The sequence below is a fragment of the Parendozoicomonas sp. Alg238-R29 genome, from assembly GCF_947331445.1.
In the GTDB taxonomy this organism is placed as follows: domain Bacteria; phylum Pseudomonadota; class Gammaproteobacteria; order Pseudomonadales; family Endozoicomonadaceae; genus Sansalvadorimonas.
Window position 1 is genome coordinate 1 of the sequence record NZ_CAMZOG010000161.1, and the last position, 3,570, is coordinate 3,570.

The 3,570-nt window shown below is 46.3% G+C and carries 4 protein-coding genes; 1 reads left to right on the forward strand and 3 read right to left on the reverse strand.

What is annotated here, in order from left to right; genetic code table 11:
• Positions 1 to 169 precede the first annotated feature (169 nt).
• From QMA35_RS21060 to QMA35_RS21070, 3 genes are all read right to left on the reverse strand, one after another.
• Complete coding sequence (locus tag QMA35_RS21060) at positions 170 to 1,267, reverse strand: Fic family protein (RefSeq protein WP_281649105.1); 1,098 nt, start codon at positions 1,265 to 1,267, stop codon at positions 170 to 172.
• 259 nt (positions 1,268 to 1,526) lie between these two features.
• Positions 1,527 to 1,673, reverse strand: coding sequence for a type I restriction-modification enzyme R subunit C-terminal domain-containing protein (locus tag QMA35_RS21065; RefSeq protein ID WP_281649106.1), 147 nt, complete (start codon positions 1,671 to 1,673; stop codon positions 1,527 to 1,529).
• Positions 1,667 to 1,816 (reverse strand): hypothetical protein, encoded by a 150-nt coding sequence (locus QMA35_RS21070; protein WP_281649107.1) that lies wholly within the window; start codon positions 1,814 to 1,816, stop codon positions 1,667 to 1,669. Before QMA35_RS21070 ends, QMA35_RS21065 begins: the two co-directional genes overlap by 7 nt.
• A gap of 379 nt (positions 1,817 to 2,195) precedes the next feature.
• Between QMA35_RS21070 and QMA35_RS21075 the strand changes: the two genes are divergently transcribed.
• Positions 2,196 to 3,539: a hypothetical protein gene (locus QMA35_RS21075; RefSeq protein WP_281649108.1), complete on the forward strand. Its 1,344-nt coding sequence runs from the start codon at positions 2,196 to 2,198 to the stop codon at positions 3,537 to 3,539.
• Positions 3,540 to 3,570 lie beyond the last annotated feature (31 nt).

The window sequence follows — 3,570 nt, forward strand, 5'->3', positions numbered from 1 at the left end:
GCACCCTGAGCATGGGGGCTCAGAATGCCAGAAAGCACCGATGGATTTATTGCTTCAGGCCAAATGAGATTGCCCTGACGAGCAGACTGGCAGAAAGTACCTTGTGGATGATATCTGATACACTAAGCGGTTTGCGTATCAGATACGTCACTTTTTAATACGCAACGCCCTACCTGCCTATTTCGACAAACAGACTGACCAGCGCTTCATTAATATAGTAATTGCTGCGACCTATTTTTTGCTTAACCAGAAAGCCTTTACTGCATAGCTGGTTCAGATATTTTGTTGCTGTCAGGCGGGTTACACCCAAGTCCCGCTCAAGAAATTCGATCTTGGTATAGGGGTGACAGAACATGTTATTGAGCAAGTCCTGGCTGTAAATTTTTGGCAGTTCGTCACGCATTCGGTGCTTAACCGTCTGCATTTGCTTTTGAATGTGTTCGATCAGAGCTGTCGTAGCTTTCGAGGTATCTGCTACAGCCTCAAGCATAAACAGAACCCAGTTTTCCCAGTCATGTTCGTCTCTTACCGCCTGCAACCGTTCATAATATTCTGCCTTATTCCTGATGATGTACCGGCTCAGGTAGAGTACAGGTAGATCCAGTAGTTGCTGGGCCACCAGATACAGGATATTGATGATGCGCCCAGTACGACCATTGCCATCGTAAAAAGGGTGAATGCTTTCAAACTGAAAGTGGATGACCGCCATTTTGACCAGAGGATCATTGTCTGACAGCTCATGGTCATTCATATAAGCCACCAGATTTGCCATTAACGACTCCACCTCTTCCGGGGTTTGTGGTGGTGTATACACCACTTTACCGGTGGACATGTTTTTTAATTCAGTTCCCGGCAGCTTACGCAAACCTGCCCGGTTTTCTTCCAGTGTTTTCTGGACATCAAGTATGTCCTGAAGCCGCAGAAGATCAGTTTTTCTAACAATATCAAACCCGAGACTCAACGCTCTGGCATAGCTTTTTACTTCTTTGGCGGCAGGGTTATAAGCTGTAGTCGACAGATCGTTCTGGAACAGTTCATCGTGAGTGGTAACAATGTTTTCCACCTCCGAACTGTCCTTGGCTTCCTGAAGGGTGAGTGTGCTAATCAGGATATTTTCATTGGGGATGGAGCGAACCACACCTTTCAGCTCAGCCAGATGCCTGTGGGCAGTGGCCAGCTTCTTGAGCACTTTACGGGTTTCCAGTTCCTCTTCCTGAGGTAAAGGCAGGCTGGAGGGATGAAACTGCTTCCCTGTCGCTTCTAGCAATTGTCACTCCTGATATATATAGAAAATCATTATTTCCTATACACGTTAGCACACATGTATAGAAAACCTATATTTCCTATACATGTTTGAATAAAGCATATAGAAAACAGTCATTTTCTATATATCTAATGAGAGCTTCAGGTCACCTCTACAGCACTGCCATCAGTCGGCTGTACTACTTTGTGGTTGTGCTCCAAGCGGCACGTTCAGACTATCCCACTATCCCACTATCCCACTATCCCACTATCCCACTATCCCACTATCCCACTATCTGCTTAATCGCCATTAGCTGAGTCGTATCCGGGAACACACCGGTAATACCCTGCCCGTGAATCTGGGTAAACGGCTGCTCAAACAGTTTGCTCATTTCAATAGTGCCGTAGTCACGGATATGGTTTTTCAGCATATCGAGGAAGCGTATCTGCCGGCTGGTGAGGTTAACAACACACAGAACACATAGTCGGCATAACCATCACCGGTTTTGGTGGGCTGCTCTTTCACGAGTTCTTCCTGGGTCACCTGCATGGTGTCTTCCAGATTTTCACCCACATCCCAACCTGCGGCAATAAGTTGGGAATCAATCAGATGACGGCGGGTTTCAGCTTCGTTCAGTTCAAGAACATTGGCTACGTGTATATTTTTCGCTCTTCGGCTCGCTTCCTACTACCCTGCTAACCCCATACACGCATACACGGATGGGGTTAGCAGGGTCATGTTCAGGGTATTTTCTTTCATCCTGCTGTGCTTTTGGCTAGCGCTTCCTTTGCAGAGTCAAGCCGGAAAAAAAACTCCGGTGGAGAACAACCTGCCCAGTCCATGGCCATGGCCAGGGTTCGTTCTGAATATGGTGAATTCGAATCTTGAGGATTCGGCAGAACCGCTACAAACATCCATAGCGCCGCTTCCCTCTTTCCCCACCTGCAGTTGGATGAAAGAACTTCCCTGCCTGAAGGATAAAGGCGTATTGTCCCTCCAACTCATCAAAGCCAATAGCTGCTGGAAAGTTTTAAAAAAGGAACAGTTCAAAAAGGTTGGGTGCTCAACATGCAATGGCATCACTACACTGAGATTCCGAAGTGATATTTCTGCTCACTACTCGGAACTGGTCATTCAAGAGCACGAAACAGCTGTTTTAAATATGGCCTGCCTGATTGATGACAATAGTGCTTCATTATCTGAAGATGATGTTATTTGCCCCGAAGGAGAACGCCATAATAGTTTGTCAAAAAAAGTGGCCAAGGTTATTAACTGTCTGGACAAGTTGATTGAAAACTCACAGCTTTCTACTTTCTCCTCCTGGCGTCCTTTTAGTAACACAATCCGCCTCTATATTAATGCAGAAGGTTATACCCATATCACCTATTATCAAACCACGCGTGGAGATCTTAAACCTCTGGTGTCTGCGGTGTACTCTGAAGCCCATGTTTTAACTTTTACCTCTCATATTAATTCTGAAAAGCCGATTGATAAGTCCAAGGTAAAAAAACTGGAAGTTGTCGCGATTATTGATAAAGCACCAGTGGCCGACCATCGGGAAAATAATAGAAGAGAGACATCAAACGACTCCGGCTGGATAAAACGATACAAACCTCGATATCTGGAGTTCACGACGGAAGCTCTCCCACCAAAGTTCAAAGCCGTTATAGCGCCCGACCCGGTAATGACTGAAGATGAATACGATGTTATTCCAGAAACACCACCAGCACTCATGGGGCTGAACCGTTCACACTCCCCATCACCTAACTCATTTTCTCTGCATCTGTCTCAAGGAACGCTCCCCAATACACCCTATTCCCCACCACAAACATTTGAAGAAGCTATAGTCGGATTCCATAAATCCAGCACACCAGACACCCAAAGAGATCTCCCAACACCAGACACCCAAAGAGATCTCCCAACACCAGACGGCCAGGATGTTAATGATTTCATCTCAGAGCTTCTGGATACCGCCTCAAACTCCTCAGAGGATTCCTCTCAGCAAACCAGCATCAATATATCCTCCTATTCATCTTCCAGTAGCACCCCACCTAACAGAGTCCAGAACCTAGCCCTCCCAACTCTCAACCAAAGTCACCGCAGGGTGAGAAGAAAACCCTCTGCGTATGGATATTCAGAAAACAGCCCCCGAAGAGAAACGCTCCACTCTTTGGAATTAAACCAACAGAGCTCACAAAGTCAGCCAGAGGAGGATCATCAGTCAAAGCCGACACCCGACGGTTTAGAAAACGAAAGTTCAAGTGAGTCTTTTCAAGCCCATCAGCCTTCCCTGTAAACAAACAACCAAATAGGGGCTCTGTTCACAA

What these genes read in the sequence shown, in the direction of transcription:
- QMA35_RS21065 (WP_281649106.1), bottom strand. Translation starts at nt 1,673, where the DNA reads ATGCTGAAAAACCATATCCGTGACTACGGCACTATTGAAATGAGCAAA.
- QMA35_RS21075 (WP_281649108.1), top strand. Translation starts at nt 2,196, where the DNA reads ATGAAAGAACTTCCCTGCCTGAAGGATAAAGGCGTATTGTCCCTCCAA.